Here is a 15,891-nt window from a genome sequence, read left to right on the forward strand (position 1 = left end):
TGGGTTGGGCAAAGGATTGTGCCAGTTTGTAATGATAGAAAATTTAGGTAAGTAGAATGGCATTTGAAAACATCAAAATCGTGATTCCCTCTCGTTATGGATCGTCCCGTTTACCCGGGAAACCATTAATGCCGTTATGTGATAAACCCATGTTTTGGCATGTTGTGAATCAGGCAGTTAAAGCAGGTTTTTCGATACAAGACATTGTGGTCGCGACAGATGACCAACGCATCATCGATGCGGCGCAGCAATATATTATTCCGGCAGTCATGACCGATGAACATCACGCCAGTGGTACCGATAGGCTCTATGAAGTATGCCAAAAATTGGGTTGGAGTGACGACACTCTGGTGATTAATGTGCAAGGGGATGAGCCTATGATTCCGCCAGCATTGATTACCACACTGGCCACATTTGCGACTCAGTCATCTCAGTTTGATATTTGCACGGTTATGAGTCCAATTGGGTCCGTCGCTGATTTACATAATCCCAATGTGGTTAAAGTGGCGGAAGGAGAAGGGCAACGCGCGGTCTATTTTTCCCGCTCGCCGATTCCTTTCAATCGCGAATCGAAAGATTCGCTAGACCATATTTGTCGTCATATTGGTATCTACGCTTACCGAGTCGCGCGCTTACGCCAATTCTGTTCGTTCCCAGAGTCATCGCTTGAGAAGATTGAAAAGTTAGAACAGCTTCGTGCCTTGAGTAACGGAATGGCGATTGGGGTTGTACGTTACAACGATGCTCCTCCTCATGGCATTGATACCCAAGAGGATTATGACGATGTTAAACGAATAATGGAAAACAGCTAATGTCGATTTTAGATCAAGCAAAGAAGGTCATTGATATTGAAATTGCTGGTTTAACGCAGATTTCGAATCAGTTAGATGACCATTTTGAACAGGCGGTTAAAACGATCCTGAGCACTCAAGGCCGTACCATCATTTGTGGTATGGGTAAGTCGGGAATTATTGGTAAGAAAATAGCCGCATCGTTTGCTAGCACTGGTACGCCAAGCTTTTTTATGCATCCAGGAGAAGCTTTTCACGGCGATCTTGGGATGGTGAAACCGGAAGATGTGTTTATCGCTATCTCCAATTCAGGAGAAACCGATGAGGTACTCAAACTCCTCCCTTTCCTACGCGATAACGGTAACTATCTGATTGCCATCACAGGTAACCCACATTCAACGCTCGCTACTGCCGCTCACTGTCACCTTAATATCGCTGTGCCGCAGGAAGCGTGTCCTTATCAGTTAGCACCTACCAGCTCTACTACGGCAACGCTGGTGATGGGGGATGCGTTAACCATTACCTTGATGGAGCTGCGCGACTTTCAGCCAGAGAATTTTGCTCGCTTCCATCCCGGAGGCAGTTTAGGACGTCGCCTGTTAAGTAAAGTCCGTGATGAAATGGCAACCGATGTTTTGCCTATCATTCACATGACGAGTGCGCTCCCAGAAATTATTGATGTTATCTCCCATGGCTGTTTGGGATTGGCGGTGGTGATTGATGAACAACAGCGGGTGAAAGGGATTGTGACCGATGGTGATTTACGTCGTTCGATGCAAAAGTATGGTCAAAATGCCTTTAATGTCTGTGCAGAGTCGATCTACAGCGCTCATCCAGTGTGCATTTCGCCTGATGAGTCTGTCGGTAAAGCATATGAGTTAATGGAGTCTAAACGCATTAGTGCTCTGCTGGTGTTAGATGACGCCAAGCTGGTGGGTGTTCTTAAAAAGTAATTGCCAAGTTCAATTTACTGTCAATTTTAAGTTTGTTTTACTTACATAGACACTTAATGGTGTGTTCTTATTCATTTTTACGTAAGACATTGATTAACAGTCACTAGACAAAATCTGACATAATTTTTATCTATCATTTATTGACTAAAATATTTGTGCGAGGGTTGTTATATATTCCCCTCGCATTTTTATTGGTATTTCCATATTTTTAAAATATTTATTAAGCGACTGAAAATACATGGATTATAACTTTTATTATGGGGTCAAGATCAAATCTGATTAAATGCTTGATTAGAATTGACATGAAATTGATATTTAAATAGTGAGAGCTCTTAATCTTAATGTTGTGTTCAAGATTTTTACCCACTTTGGATTTTTATTTTGTAAACACTTACCCTCGCGATAATAGGATTGATGAGGGTAAATAGGACTTTATTTTATTCTGAATAGAGATCTCAAAACGCAATTTGTGACAATGAATAGGTTGTGCTATGGAACATGTAAATGTTGAGAGTGGTAGCTATGGAGTTAAATATTCGAGGTTTATTCCAGTTTTTAACGCCATGATATTAATCTTATTTGATTTGTTTGCCTTTATTGTTTCTGAAAATATTGCTTATGCTATTTCTGACACAGGTTCGTGGTCAGGATTTTATTCTCAAGGTAATAATTACTTTGAGGGAAATGATTATTGGCAAGGTACAGTCTTTTTTATCATCGCTTTTATGTCGATTTTTTGGTTCGGTGTGAACCGACTTCACTATACTCGCAGAAAACCATTTTGGGATGAGTTGAAAGATGTTATTAAAAATCTGATTATCTTATCTGTTTTATCTCTCGCGATGAACCTGCTTTTAGTGCCTAACTACTCGGTTGAAGTATGGGCTATTTCATGGTGCGTCTTGTTTATGCTATTACCTTTGTGTCGTAATAGTGCCAAGCTTATTTTAAACAAACTTGGCCTTTGGAGCGTACCGTGTGTCATTATTGGCGAACAGCAAAATGCCATTGAAGCATACAAAGCGATCAGTAGTGATGTTTCTACCGGCTATACAATTAAAGCCTTTGTGAATCCTTATGCGAAATCTCAGGTAGAGAATCATCAAGATAATCAGACAGATGTACCTTATATCAGCAAGAAAGAATTTATCAATAATTTGGATAAGTATTACCGGATTTTCATCGCGTTAGAAAAAGAAGACAGCGTTAATCGTGATTACTGGGTGAGAAAATTAACCTACTTAAATGTATCTAATATTTCTATAGTGCCAGCGATGCGTGGTATTCCATTGTACGGAGCGGATGTTTCGAGCTTTTTCAGCTCTGAGTTAATGATGCTAAGTGTAACAAATAATTTATCAAAAGCATCTGCACGCATATTAAAGCGCTGTTTCGATATCGTGGTATCCGCGATGTTATTAACGCTCTTATCTCCGTTTTTCTTATTTGTGGCTTTGATGGTTAAACGCGATGGCGGTTCTGCAACCTTTGGTCATGAGCGTATTGGATATAATGGCAAACCATTTAAATGTCTTAAATTTAGGACGATGGTGATGAATTCACAGGAAGTGCTAAAAGATCTCTTGGAGAAAGATCCCCAAGCGCGTTTAGAATGGGAACGTGAATTTAAACTGAAAAATGACCCGCGCATAACCAAAATTGGTCATTTCCTGCGTAAAACGAGTCTTGATGAATTACCGCAGTTGTGGAATGTCTTAAAAGGCGAAATGAGTCTTGTCGGTCCTCGTCCGGTAATTGATGAAGAACTAAAACGTTATGGTAATGATGTTCTGTACTACAACTTGGTGAAACCTGGCATGTCCGGTTTATGGCAAGTAACGGGTCGTAGTGATACGGATTACACCACTCGTGTTTATCTTGATAGTTGGTACGTAAAAAACTGGTCTCTTTGGTATGATATTGTCATTTTATTTAAGACCGTAGGCGTAGTTGTCAGAGGTGATGGAGCTTATTAATTCAGCCTAAATAAAGGAATGATTATTTAGTAATTAACAGTGAACTGAACTCCCTTAAATAAAACATTTAGGAATTATTATGATTAAAAAATGTCTTTTCCCAGCAGCGGGTTACGGTACACGTTTTCTTCCAGCAACCAAATCAATGCCGAAAGAAATGATGCCGGTCGTTAATAAACCATTGATTGAGTATGGTGTGGATGAAGCGATTCACGCTGGCATGACTGATATGTGTATTGTGACGGGCCGTGGCAAACACTCCATCATGGATCACTTTGATACTAACTATGAGCTGGAACACCAAATCAACGGTACTTCGAAAGAAGCGCTTCTTGAAGATATTCGTGGCGTGATGGATTCTGCTAGCTTTACTTACATCCGTCAGCGTGAAATGAAAGGTTTAGGCCATGCCATTTTGACTGGTAAAGCCCTAGTGGGTGATAACCCATTTGCTGTTGTGCTGGCAGATGACCTATGCGTGAATGAACACAAAGGTGTACTAGCGCAAATGGCAGAGCTGTATAACCAGTTCCGCTGCACCATTGTCGCAGTGCAAGAAGTGCCAGAGACAGAAACGCATAAATACGGGGTGATCTCCGGTGAGATGATCAAAGACAACATCTTCCGTGTTGATGATATGGTGGAAAAACCAGAACCAGGCACTGCACCAAGCAATATGGCGATTATCGGTCGTTATATCATGACTCCAGATATCTTTGACCTGATCGAGCAAACAGAACCGGGTAAAGGTGGCGAGATTCAAATCACCGATGCTTTGCTAAAACAAGCGAAAACAGGTTGTGTGCTTGCTTATAAATTCGAAGGTAAGCGCTTCGATTGCGGAAGTGTTGAAGGTTATATTGAAGCCACTAACTACTGTTATGAACATATATATAACAAGAAGCCGACACTAAAATCGGTAGAAAAAACGATTGAAGATGTAAAACAAGCGGAAACAGCTGAAGCGTAAGTTTTCTTTATATTACTGTTAGATAAAGGCCTGATGGAAACATCGGGCCTTTTTTATTGCGAGAATATTAGCAAATGGATCTAGAATAACGTTATGTAAATAAATGCATATTAATGCCTATAAGCTAAAACGAACAGAAAGAGAGTTGCACGCTAGCCATTTTTACAAATCATCGGTGCAACTAGTGCCTTATGTAAAACATCTTTCTATGTTCTTAGCCCAAATGTGTTCAGAGCAGTTAGAGTATATAATGTTATTTAGTTGTTAATGAGCCACAGCACTTAATTGATTTAATGACATTACCATCAATATATGCTGAGTTAGGTTCTCATTCCAAGTTGGTGAAGAGAAATTGAATTGGTATTTGGTTATTTCTCAGTCAGAAAATTCTCTGACATAATGTACAAATTTTCATCAATTTCATTTTATTGATAAATTAATCATTAATTTGTTATGACTTACAAATAAAAACGTCATAGCATCCCCCTTCATGTTATATTGACAAATAAATCATTATTAATATTTTCTAGAATTTAATCTTTATTTAAATAAGGTTTTTAGTCAGAGGTATATCAAATTATGGTTGATTTAGCGTCATGGAGTAAGGTATCTTTGTGCACAATAAATTGAATCAATATTAATTGGCAAAATTATAATTATCAGAGTCATATCAATTAGAGAAATATAGTTGTGACGCCTTATGATTGTAGTTGCATTGGACTGCTCGTGCGTGTTATGGATAACGCCTGTACCGTAGGGCGGTAGCGTATCAAATGAAAATGAATCGTTTAGTAAAAATAGTCATATCAATTATTTTACCCAGCCTATTTCTGAGTGGGTGTTCATCTCCGCCGAGGAAAATTGAAGCCAGTGTTCCTTTAGTTGAAGCTTCTGCAGGTATGGATTCTCTTGGACAACAATTACCCCTCATCTTTTGGAAGCAATTTGCTACTCAAGAATCCGCCAGTATCAGTGATTCGGAATATACCATCTTTGCTAGTAAGCCCTATATTTCAGCATTAGATATGCTATGTCGAAATCTTATTATCAATGATGTTAATAAAAATACTCGTAGTCAACGTGTTGCATGCTCTCAAGTATCGCAATACGAACTCACAGAACTCTCGCCATGGTATTTAATGCGCGATATTAAGAACCCAATGTCAGATCTGAAACTTTAAGTGACTTATGATTTTTAAACAAAAGACGGCTCTGGGATTCTTTTCCGGCGTATTGTTATTAAATAGTGCGTTTGCTGCAGACAGTAGTAGTTTTCTTCTGCTCAACCAATCTTCTTCAGCCACTCCCTCCCAAGTCGATGCTACAACCAAAGCGCCTAATCAAACATTAAAGAGCGGAAGCTATAACTCATCAGCACGTCAGGGATTACTGTTGCCTAGCGAAGCCAATATTCGTGACTTATTGCCTTCTTCTGGAGAGTCGTTGCCACCGCCCTATGGCGCAAATCTCTTTGCAGGTGGATATGAAACAGAGCGAACTGATGGAACGCGAGATAATTACCCCATCGCGGCTGGGGATAAATTAAATATCTGGATCTGGGGGGCGACCAACTATTCCAGCGTGGTCACTGTTGATAATCAGGGCAACATTTTTATTCCGGACATTGGCCCGATTCACGTCAAAGATGTGATGGCTGGCTCGGTCAACACCTATGTAACCAACAAAATAAAGCAGGTGTATACCCGTAACGTTAATGTATACGTGAACTTACTTACTGCTACTCCTGTCAGTGTTTACTTATCGGGAGCGATTATTCGCCCTGGCCAATACGCAGGTATGGCATCTGATAGTATCCTCTATTATCTACAACGCGCTGGCGGCGTTGATTCAGAGCGTGGCAGTTATCGCGATATCGAAATCATTCGTCAAGGTGAAATTATCGCCACGGCGGATCTATATGATTTTATGCGTTCAGGGGCATTACCACGCATTAGTTTCAAAGATGGCGATATTATCTTAGTGACACCGCAAAAAGCGGCAATCACAGTGACTGGTAGCGCTCGTAATCCATTTCGTTTTGAGTTGAATCAAGACAATACCAGTGGCGAGCAACTGATTAAATACGCACGGCCGCTAGCGAAAGTGAGCCATGTCGGCATTGTCGGAAACCGTGCATCGGGGCCTATTTCGTTATACATCACGTATGATGACTTTAAATCCTTTGCCTTAAAAGATGGCGACAAGGTCATTTTTAATGACGATTTGCGTTCTAAAGTATTGGACATTCAAGTTTCGGGTAGTTATCAGGGGCCTTCCTATTTTGCGGTTGATCAGTCAACCCATCTGCACGATATCCTCAATTATATTCCTGTCGACCCTAAGTTAGCCGATACCGATTCAATCTATGTACTGCGTAAGAGTGTGGCTGAACGACAAAAGAAAATGCTCGATGACTCATTAGAGCGTTTAGAGCGTAGCGTGCTTACAACGCCTGCGTCATCTGATGGTGAAGCGGGGATTCGTGCCGAAGAAGCGAAAATGGTAATGCAATTTACCGCAGAGGCTCGCAAAGTGAAGCCCGATGGCCGTGTAGTGGTGTCTGATAAAGGCAACATTGCTGATATTCAGTTGGAAGAAGGCGACCAAATCGTTATTCCATACAAAACCGACCTTATCCAAATTGGTGGTGAAGTGTTGATGCCCCAAGCGGTGGTATACAACTCGCAAGCAACATTGGATGACTATATTGCATGGGCTGGGGGCTTTAGTGATCGAGCCGATGACCGCAATATCGCAATTGTTCATGCCAATGGACTAGTCGAGTTTGATCTTGAATCCAAGATTCGCAAAGGCGATCAAATCTTAGTGCTACCAAAAGTCGAAACCAAAGGTATGCAGCTCACTAAAGATATTACGCAAATTATTTATCAAATTGCGGTTGCTGCTAAAGTTGCTCTATAAGGTTTTGTTATGGCTAAAGTAAAATCGCGTTCAACACTGAAAGTTTGGGGCGACGTTATCTTTGCTATTTTCTTGCGCGAAATAAAAAGCAAATTTAATGATAAAGTGGGTATTTCATGGGCAGTTATTTCTCCGGTAAGCTTTATATTCGCTTTGTCATTTATGAGAAATACATTAAGCGGTGGTATAGATGTCCATGGCATATCGACTTTTTTATTTATGATGATTGGTATGACCTTAGTTCAATTTTTTCTTGGAACTATGCAATCAACTGCAAATGCAATAAAAAAAAGCAAACCGCTCTTTTCATTTCGTCAAGTTCAACCTATTAGTGCAATATTGGCAATTTCTGGATTAGAGTTTTTAATAAAGCTTTTTGTTGTTGTTGTACTAGGAGTAATTAGTTATCTATTTAGGATAGACATAACCATTAGTGATTCAATTGAAGTCATATTCAATTTGACAAAACTCTGGATAATAGCCGTGAGCTTAGGAACTATTTTCTCAGTGGCGTACTGCTTTGTGCCAGAATTAAATAAAATAGTAGACATATTGACTAGACCACTATTTTTTATATCAGGTACATTTATGAGCTTACAAGATATCCCAGAGAAATACTGGGGGTATCTAACATGGAATCCTATATTACATATTATAGAACTTACTCGCTATGCTGCAGTGCCACAGTATGGTAATGCTGGAGTCAGTGATTTCTATGTTAATGTAATTACATTGTTATTTTTGTTTTTTGCATTATCTTGCTATCATATAAGTTGGAAACAGGCTATAAGCCGCTAAAGTTGATGTAATATGAATCAAACAGTAGAGAAAAAATTTAAACATTTTAGAGAGAGTATTACATCACAGCAATTCGATGATGTTGAATTTTTGAAGAGTAAAGCACAAGATTTACAATCCACCGATATGCCCTTAGCTGAAAGAATACTAGTACGTGTAAAAAACTTGGAGAATAAATATTCGTTTGACAGATTAAAAGAGCGTTTAACTAAAGAGCAATGGAACGATATAGAATTTCTATTAAATGAAAAGAGATCGAATACTAGCCCTTTTCTAAAAAGTAAACTAGATGAAAGAATTGAAATTTTAAATAAATTAAATCAGACATCAAAAACTACCAGCTTGGAAGAAGGGCAAGATAAAAATAGAATAGAAGAAGACACTACTTCAACTTCGCAATCAAAATATAGTATGAAAAATTTTAAAAAATGGATGAGACAACCATTTTTTATTATTGTCGTATTACCAACGATTGTTTTTTCATTTTATCAGCTAGTTATTGCATCGGATAGATACCAAAGCCAAGCCCAAGTAATTGTCCAGCAACCTGATGCTAGCACAACATTAGATACATCGATGGCGATACTCAGTGGGTTAGGTGTAGGTACGTCCTCAGGTTCAGACCCGCAAATATTAAAAGCTTACATCTATTCCTCAGACATGGTGAACTATCTAGACGAGAAAGTTCACTTAAAAGAGCATTACACCAGTAATACTATCGATATATTTAGCCGTCTAATATTTGAGGATAAAGAGTCATTTCTAAACTACTACAAAGATCACATAACAGTAGAGATAGACAGTACATCGGGGATTATCAGTATTTACGCGCAAGGGTTTACCCCCCAATTTGCCAACCAGCTTGTTGAAACCATCGTAAAACGTTCGGAATGGTACATTAACTCAATTGGGCATCAGTTAGCAGAAGCTCAGCTTGATTTTGTGAAAAAAGAGCATGCGAACATAGAGCAAAAATTAAAAACGGCGCAGAGTGAACTACTTACCTTTCAACAAAAGTACAATTTGTTAGATCCGACGGCAGAAGGTGCAGCACTACAGCAAATTGCCTACACCTTAGAAGGACAAATCACAGCGAAAGAAGCTGAGTTAAAAACAGCGCGGCATATTATGACCGAAAGCGCGCCAAGGGTATTAAATCTCAAGCAAGAAATATCCGGTTTGAGAATGCAACTTGAAAATGAACGTAATAAATTGGCTACAAGAGATAAAAATGACAAACGGACAGTGGGTGACATTCTCGCTAAGTTTGCTGATTTAAAAGTAGATAACGAACTAGCATTGCAAGCGTACACCTCTTCACAGGTATCATTAGAAAAATCCAGAATAGAAACTTACCGTCAGTTAAAATATTTAGTTGTTGTCGAAAACCCTACTCAACCAGATGATAATGAATATCCTGACATACCATATAATATAACTTTATTTTTCATTATATTCTCAATGAGTTTTGGAGTGGGTAGAATTCTCTATTTAACGGTTCAAGAGTTAAAATAGCGATAAAAACTCACATGCGAATATTAGTTTGGCCCATTAAAATGAACGCTTTGGAGTGAAAGTGAAAATTTATTTTTCAGTCATATCACATCATCATGATGAATTGATTTTGAAGCTAAAGACTCTTCAGCGCCTATCAAAATATAAGAATATAATAGTTATATTTAGAGATAACCTGTACTCAAAAAATGTTGAGGAATATTGTGCTGGGCTTGGTATCGATTATACTTGCAATAATAGACAGAAAGGATTTTCAGAAAATAATAATCTCAATTTTTTACGTGCAAAAGAGTTGGGGATGAAAAACAGTGACTACTTTATATTACTGAACCCTGATGTCTACATGACACATTCTGACATTGACTTGCTAATAAAAAATATGTACGAGAAACAAATTAAACTTGCTGCACCAAACTTATTCCTAAATAAAAACAAAACACTTTTTGATGATAATTTAAGAACTTATCCTAAGTTTTTAAATTTTATTAAAAACTATTTGGCAGGTAACCGTTCGACGGTTATAAATAAGGAAATGCCAGATAAAATTGGCGACACTTATTGGGCTAGTGGAGCATTTTTAATAGTAAAATCAAGCCTGTATGAACAATTAAATGGCTTTGATGAGCGTTACTACCTTTACTGTGAAGACATCGATTTTTGTTATCGAGCTTTGCAATTAGGAGTTAAAGTCAGCTTTTTTGCAGAAAATACTGCAGTTCACTATCGCCAATGCGCAAGTCGAAAATTCTTATCAAGAGAGTTTTTTTTGCACGTCATCAGTGTGTTCAAATATGTTCAGATGATTCACGGTTACGCGTGCACACGCAGTCAATTGAAACTCAACCGTATCACTGCTGTAAAAGTAAAAGATAAACCAGTAGACGCAACTCATAATGCTTAACTCTTCTCAGTATTGGATTGTGGTGGTTCTGTATGAGCCAGACCAATCAAGCCTAGATTTTTGGCTACCTGTCGCTCAGCAACATAATGTAGTTATTGTTGATAACAGCCCAGTCTATTCTGTGTCTCAGGACCTGGAAAGGGTCGCGGGTAAAGTTTTTTATAATCACAACCAAGGCGGTATTGCTGGGGCATTAAATATTGGATTAACCTACGTTAGCAATACAAAAGCAGATTGGTGCTTTCTGTTTGATCAAGATAGTCGCCCTGAGCAAGACTTTTTCTCTAAGATGCTAAAGCAAATTGCTGTTGCCGAAGACCACCACAAAACAGCTCTATTTGCTCCTGTTTATTACGAAACTAATTTGCAGAAAATTGCTGATGTTATTGAAATAACAAATGGTAAATTGAATCGGCATAAATATCGCGATATAAAAAATCTAGATATTGTGAATGCTACATATACAATAACATCAGGTAGTGTGATTAATTTATCAGCATGGGGTGTAATAGGAAACTACGATGAATCTTTATTTTTAGATTTTGTCGATATTGAATGGGGGATGAGGGCCAGTAGCGTTGGATATAAAGTGATTGTTTTCCCAAAAATAATCATGCAACATACTTTAGGTGATAATCCTATTAGATTTTTTTTCTTTTCTTTTCCTTGCCATTCAACAATTAGGCATTTCTATTATTTTCGCAATGCTATCTATATGTTGCGTTTAAAACATGTACCGCTGATCTGGAAATGCTACGAACTGATTAAATTTCCGATTCGCTTTGCTGTTTACGGGTTGTTTACTCGTAACAAACGCAAGCATGTTAAAGCAATGAGTGCTGGCATTTGGCACGGGATTACTCGCAAAGAAGATTGATAAATCTTTGGCTGAAGAATTGAGTGGCTTAACTACCGTCCATTGGTGTGCGCAATTGGTTACTATGCTTGAGGAACTTAAGCGTAGCTAAGTCAAATCGTTAACAGTGAATACTTCCTAGATTGAAAAGACAAAAATCACGTCAAGCTGAGTATCTTTATGCTTTACCTAGTTAGGCAGTGATTGATATAGAAGACCCAACAATGATCAAAAGAAACTTATTAGTGACAGGTGGTGCGGGTTTTATTGGCGCCAATTTTGTCCATTATTGGCTAAAACATAATGCTCAAGATAATGTTGTAGTATTGGATGCCCTAACTTATGCGGGTAATAGCGCCAATTTAGAGCCAGTAGAAGAGCACGATAATTTTACCTTTGTACACGGTGATATTTGCGACACTGAGTTAGTTGAAAAGCTGCTTAAACAGCACAAGCTCGATACTATCGTCCATTTCGCTGCTGAGTCACACGTTGACCGCTCAATCACTGGGCCAGATGCGTTTATAGAAACCAATATTCTTGGTACTTATAGCCTTTTAAAAGCAGCGAAAAAAGTATGGATTGCTGAGCCTAAAGCGAAAGGCGAAGCACCACTTACGCACCGTTTCCACCACGTTTCTACCGATGAAGTATATGGCACATTAGGGCCAAATGACCCAGCATTTACTGAAGAAACCGCTTATGCGCCAAATTCACCCTATTCGGCGTCAAAGGCAGCTTCAGACCATCTAGTGCACGCGTATCACCACACTTACGGCCTAGAGGTGACTACCTCGAACTGCTCGAACAACTACGGCCCTTTCCATTTCCCAGAAAAGCTGATTCCACTGATTATCACCAATATTTTGCATGACAAACCACTTCCCGTGTACGGCGATGGCCAGCAAATTCGTGATTGGCTATATGTGGAAGACCACGCGCGCGGAATTGAGTTGGTGTTGAATAAAGGCCGCTTAGGCGAGAACTATAATATTGGCGGCCATAACGAATGGGCCAATATCGATATTGTCAACTTGGTTTGTCAACTATTAAATCAAGCATTTTCTAAAGATGACTCTTTAGCAAGCTGTTACCCACAGGCTAAAGCCGCCATTGCTGGTAAGGCTGAACGTTTAATTACTTATGTGCAAGACCGAGCTGGCCATGACCGCCGCTACGCCATTGACGCCACTAAAGCCAATAATGAACTGGGATATAAACCCGCCGAATCTTTCGAAACGGGGATTCGGAAAACAGTGGAATGGTATCTAAACAATCAAAAGTGGTGGGAGTCAATCAACCATGGTTAAACTAATTTGTGATCATTCGAACCTTATAGATATTCCTACACTAGAGCCTTTGTTCGTTAATCAGAACACAAGTGGTCTTATGATCGAAGGTGCTAGATATGAAAACGATCGATTGATTTTGTCTGGTTGGGCATTTGGAGAAGTGAAATTTTCTGGAGAATTTGTACTAAACAAAATTAATCGAAAAGATGTTCAAGATGCTTTCAGTATTGAAGAATTTGATACAGGTTTTGAAATAGCTATTGATAAAATTGACATGGAGGATTTTTCCATAAAGGTTTGTGAAAGTATCCACAACTTATATTTTCCATCTGAAAGTAAAATTGAACCGATTGACTTTTTAAACTTTTCTAAATCAAGAGATCTCCTAATCATTGGTGGTGCTCCTACAGTAGAAGAAAATGTAGATTATATAAAGTCATTTGAAGGTGAAATATGGGCTTTAAATGATTCGATATTTTTTTTGGAAAATAATGAAATTTATCCAGATAAACTTATATTTACAGATAAAAGATTTATCAGAAAAAATATAGTAAATTTGGGAAAAATAAAATGTACTGACTTTTTTTGCAATGATCTATCTATAGATATGTCATTGAAATACCTAGGAAAAAACATCCAATATTTTCAAATAGCAGGACGTGATGGTTTTTGTACCTCAGGTGTAAGATTATTTCATGGATGCTCAGTATTTAATGCAGCGCTCCAATTAGCATATAGAGGCCGTTATTCTTCAGTAACTTCTGTTGGTGTCTTATTAAATAGTCCAAAATCGTATTCTAGAATCGATGGAACTAGATCGATGCCAGAGTATGTACACAAGTCTCAAGTTTATAACTTAACACAATGTAAAAAAATGCTTACTAGTATTGGTTGTAAAGTTAAAGGCTTAGAATTTAATTCGACTATTAATTTTGTTTAGAGGTGATAATGTTCTCAATAGATTTTTCTTCTAAGACCCAAATCATTGGGTGGATCTCTGAGGATATGAGAGATAACACCTATTTGAGAAATGACAAAGGAACTATTTCTTATATAAAAGAGGAAGATGTAGTTTCTAGAGAAGATGTTTTTAAAACAATAGGCGTCAAAGCAGTTGGTTTTCAAGTATTATTACTAGATCGTTTCAATGATGTATCTTCGGATATAGAATTAGTTATTAATGATGAAGTTGTCTGGAAGTTTTCAGAGTATGTTTCTAATATCCCAAATTCTTCGTTTTTATCAAAAAGTCAATTTGAAAAAGGTTCAAGAAGAGTTTTTGTTGTCTATCAGGAAGGAGATGAACTCCATAAGTTGACATCATCATTACTGTTATGGAATCAAAGGTATTTTGCTAAAAATTTGCATAGTGGAATTTCTTATTCTTTCTGTTCATTTGAAGAATACATTGCTCAAAAAGATAATGTAAATAAATCTGATAATGTCATTTACATAATGTCAAGAAGCATTATAAAAAACATGCTAATAAGATGCCCAGACGTTGGGCACCAATTGATATTTCCTTTCTTAAAGTCTGATTGGGAAAGATTAGATTTTCATGGAATAGGTAGTGTTATATCTTGTCTAGGTGGTTATGAAAAAAATGTCACATTTAATAATAGAAATTTATTACTAACTCTTATTACAATATCTACATATCCATCGTTATTCTTTGATAAATATAAGTCTGGTAATTTTTGTTATTTGTCAGGAGAGTTAACAAAAATAAAGCCTATTTCAAATGATATTATTGATAAAATTAAGGAGTTTAATAATTATTCTGTTGTTATTGTTACTAGTCGAGAAATTAGAAAAATTTCAGATATCAGGCTAGATAATTGTGTGGTTTTAATGAACCTTAACTTTATTAATAGAATGTATGATTTAAGCGATTTGCCTTTAGATATAATGATGAAAAAAATTTATAAGCGAGGATTAAAAGTAAGGATGTTGGTTGATGATAGTTTTAGTTTCTGATACGCCAGTTGCAGGCACTGTAGAAAGATTAGCGAAGTGGATAGAAAAAATAACGAAGATAGAAACTAAGGCTCTTATTTATAGAAACTATCCTCATCATGCCTTTCCAATTTCTCATGGTACTTTCGGTTTTATGGAAGATTGGAAGTCTTATGTTGGACGTGTTTGTCGCGAAGCATCTTGCATTATTTTTCACAATGTCGTTAATAATGAGTTAATCGATGTTGTTCTTGTTAACTCACCGGAATCATCGAGTAAACTATATCAAATCCATTCACCTCCATTTGAGGGCCCTCAATTTACATATGAGATCTTAGATGAATATAAGTTTGATAACCTTTTGAAAATATCACAAGGTCATGGGCGATTCTTTGATAATGGTATTCTTGTTCCCAATGTGGTTGAGGATATTCCTCAAAATAAATTCTTGAGAAGAACAAATAATATTTTAATTCCTCATATTAGAATTACAGAGAATAGATGGTCATCAAAAGTAACAGCTAGTGATATAAATAATTTAAAATTGTTACCTAGACCATATAAAGCTGTGACAATTAAATCCCTATTCAATAGAGATACTGTCGCTCATTCTGAAGTAGTTTTGGCTCTTCAGACATCCAAGGCTGTCATTGATGATATAAATTCCGGTCTAATTCATCAAACCGCTATTGAAGGATTAAAAGCTGGATGCTTGGTTTTCTCTGGTGCTGATTTGGAAACGATGGAGCAATTCACTAGTACGATAGATGCACCAATACCGCCCTTTGAGTTTGTTTCTGATTCTCTTGAAATTTTGGAAAAAACACCTGAACTGATGTCAGATAGCTATTTGTCTTATCGAGTTAGTGAAATTCAAAATTATACAACAGAGTTTCTATCTGAAAAGAGATTAGCAGAAATATATGTAAATAAAATATCACAATATATATATTGATATTTT

14 protein-coding genes are annotated in these 15,891 nt (G+C 37.5%); all 14 read left to right on the forward strand.

What is annotated here, in order from left to right; translation table 11 throughout:
* Positions 1–56: 56 nt before the first annotated feature.
* Positions 57–812 (forward strand): 3-deoxy-manno-octulosonate cytidylyltransferase, encoded by a 756-nt coding sequence (gene kdsB, locus OCV11_RS00825; RefSeq protein WP_261894374.1) that lies wholly within the window; start codon positions 57–59, stop codon positions 810–812.
* Entirely contained in the window at positions 812–1,744 is a 933-nt protein-coding gene (locus OCV11_RS00830; protein ID WP_261894375.1) for a KpsF/GutQ family sugar-phosphate isomerase, read from the forward strand. The genes kdsB and OCV11_RS00830 overlap by 1 nt, the downstream gene beginning before the upstream one ends.
* A gap of 491 nt (positions 1,745–2,235) precedes the next feature.
* Positions 2,236–3,720 (forward strand): undecaprenyl-phosphate galactose phosphotransferase WbaP, encoded by a 1,485-nt coding sequence (gene wbaP, locus OCV11_RS00835; RefSeq protein ID WP_261894377.1) that lies wholly within the window; start codon positions 2,236–2,238, stop codon positions 3,718–3,720.
* Positions 3,721–3,799: 79 nt separating this feature from the next.
* Positions 3,800–4,690: a UTP--glucose-1-phosphate uridylyltransferase GalU gene (gene galU, locus OCV11_RS00840; RefSeq protein WP_261894379.1), complete on the forward strand. Its 891-nt coding sequence runs from the start codon at positions 3,800–3,802 to the stop codon at positions 4,688–4,690.
* Between the two features lie 773 nt (positions 4,691–5,463).
* Positions 5,464–5,871, forward strand: coding sequence for a hypothetical protein (locus OCV11_RS00845; RefSeq protein ID WP_261894381.1), 408 nt, complete (start codon positions 5,464–5,466; stop codon positions 5,869–5,871).
* Positions 5,872–5,878: 7 nt separating this feature from the next.
* The gene (locus OCV11_RS00850; RefSeq protein WP_261894382.1) at positions 5,879–7,612 is read left to right on the forward strand and encodes a polysaccharide biosynthesis/export family protein; all 1,734 of its coding nucleotides are present in this window, start codon (positions 5,879–5,881) and stop codon (positions 7,610–7,612) included.
* 9 nt (positions 7,613–7,621) lie between these two features.
* Complete coding sequence (locus OCV11_RS00855) at positions 7,622–8,410, forward strand: ABC transporter permease (protein WP_261894384.1); 789 nt, start codon at positions 7,622–7,624, stop codon at positions 8,408–8,410.
* Positions 8,411–8,422: 12 nt separating this feature from the next.
* The gene (locus tag OCV11_RS00860) at positions 8,423–9,925 is read left to right on the forward strand and encodes a lipopolysaccharide biosynthesis protein (protein ID WP_261894386.1); all 1,503 of its coding nucleotides are present in this window, start codon (positions 8,423–8,425) and stop codon (positions 9,923–9,925) included.
* 61 nt (positions 9,926–9,986) lie between these two features.
* Complete coding sequence (locus OCV11_RS00865; RefSeq protein ID WP_261894387.1) at positions 9,987–10,826, forward strand: glycosyltransferase family protein; 840 nt, start codon at positions 9,987–9,989, stop codon at positions 10,824–10,826.
* Positions 10,819–11,703, forward strand: coding sequence for a glycosyltransferase family 2 protein (locus OCV11_RS00870; RefSeq protein ID WP_261894389.1), 885 nt, complete (start codon positions 10,819–10,821; stop codon positions 11,701–11,703). Before OCV11_RS00865 ends, OCV11_RS00870 begins: the two co-directional genes overlap by 8 nt.
* A 203-nt stretch (positions 11,704–11,906) precedes the next feature.
* The gene (gene rfbB, locus OCV11_RS00875; protein ID WP_261894391.1) at positions 11,907–12,992 is read left to right on the forward strand and encodes a dTDP-glucose 4,6-dehydratase; all 1,086 of its coding nucleotides are present in this window, start codon (positions 11,907–11,909) and stop codon (positions 12,990–12,992) included.
* Positions 12,985–13,914 (forward strand): motility associated factor glycosyltransferase family protein, encoded by a 930-nt coding sequence (locus OCV11_RS00880; protein WP_261894393.1) that lies wholly within the window; start codon positions 12,985–12,987, stop codon positions 13,912–13,914. Before rfbB ends, OCV11_RS00880 begins: the two co-directional genes overlap by 8 nt.
* Positions 13,915–13,922: 8 nt before the next feature.
* A complete protein-coding gene (locus OCV11_RS00885; RefSeq protein ID WP_261894395.1) occupies positions 13,923–14,951 on the forward strand; it encodes a hypothetical protein in 1,029 nt (342 codons plus the stop codon).
* The gene (locus tag OCV11_RS00890) at positions 14,932–15,885 is read left to right on the forward strand and encodes a hypothetical protein (RefSeq protein ID WP_261894397.1); all 954 of its coding nucleotides are present in this window, start codon (positions 14,932–14,934) and stop codon (positions 15,883–15,885) included. The genes OCV11_RS00885 and OCV11_RS00890 overlap by 20 nt, the downstream gene beginning before the upstream one ends.
* Positions 15,886–15,891: the final 6 nt, after the last annotated feature.

The sequence above is a fragment of the Vibrio porteresiae DSM 19223 genome, from assembly GCF_024347055.1.
Taxonomy (GTDB): Bacteria; Pseudomonadota; Gammaproteobacteria; order Enterobacterales; family Vibrionaceae; genus Vibrio; species Vibrio porteresiae.